The sequence below is a fragment of the Microtetraspora sp. AC03309 genome (assembly GCF_020826795.1).
Lineage (GTDB): Bacteria > Actinomycetota > Actinomycetes > Streptosporangiales > Streptosporangiaceae > Microtetraspora > Microtetraspora glauca.
On record NZ_JADDIL010000227.1, the window covers coordinates 1 to 1,022 of the forward strand.

Genomic DNA, 1,022 nt, shown 5'->3' on the forward strand with positions numbered 1-1,022 from the left:
GGACGTTGACCTTCCGGCGAGACGTCGATGATCCAGCCTTCGGTGGTGTTGCGCCTCAGATACTCACGCATCCCCTTGAATCCCGGGCCCCGCAGGTACCCCGAGGTCGTGATGTAGCAGACCACACCGGTATCCCCGTTGGCCTGATCAGCGTTGGCATCGAACACCTTCCAGGTGCCCCACCGCCAGAAGTAGACATACAGGTTCTTCAGATTGAACTCATGACGACCGTTGCCCTCGGCACGAAAGTCATCCAACGGCCGGTACGGATCAGCACCGCTACCGTTCTCAATCCACCCGCCCATACCTTCCGCACGCTCGCGGTACGGCGGATTACCAATCACCACAGTGACTTTCGTCTTTGCCTTGACCCGTGCCGCACGCTTGCGTGACCGGCTGATCAGTTCTAACCCCGAACCCAACTGGGACTGCTCGGCATACGGATCATCGAGCGTGTCCGTCACAAACAGTCCCAGCCCGTTCTCGGGCAAGGTCGCTCCGATATCGGCGAGCAGATCGGTAGCACGCAGCTCGGCGACAGCGAACGGACCCATCTGCAACTCGAACCCGAACAGTCGCCTGGTCAGGTCGGTGACCGCACCAGCTACAGCCCCCTTGCCGTCACGAGCCTGCACCCGCTCAGCCACATGCTCGATGACCTGCTGCAAGTAGCCGCCGGTGCCCATCGCCGTTATGCGCTCTTTCTGGGCGTGTCTCACACACGGTCCCTCTGATTACCGCTACCGTCCGGACTGACGCCACCTTCGGTGGGCAACCGGAGGGGCGAGACGACGGAGGGGCGGGAACTCGGCATGTGGCAGGAGTCCGACAGTGCAGTTGGCGACCTACTGACGTCGCGAGTGCTCGGCGGGATCGGCCAGATCGACGCCCCAGTCAAAGTGAGCAGCTGGTGGGCCGGTCACGGAATCACGGTCGACTCGTCCGAACTCAACCGCGACGCCTTGTTCGCACTCGCCGCACGATGCCGGGAGCGCACCGATGCGGATTGGGTGTCCTTTCTC

2 protein-coding genes are annotated in these 1,022 nt (G+C 62.5%); one reads left to right on the plus strand and one right to left on the minus strand.

Annotation, left to right across the window (positions count from 1 at the left end; genetic code table 11):
- Positions 1–719: Eco57I restriction-modification methylase domain-containing protein (locus IMZ11_RS42470; protein ID WP_374463255.1), on the minus strand; the 719-nt coding region annotated here is incomplete at its 3' end.
- 93 nt (positions 720–812) lie between these two features.
- Here IMZ11_RS42470 and IMZ11_RS42475 point away from each other — a divergent pair.
- Positions 813–1,022 (plus strand): hypothetical protein (locus IMZ11_RS42475; RefSeq protein WP_228649229.1); only part of this gene is annotated, 210 nt, incomplete at its 3' end.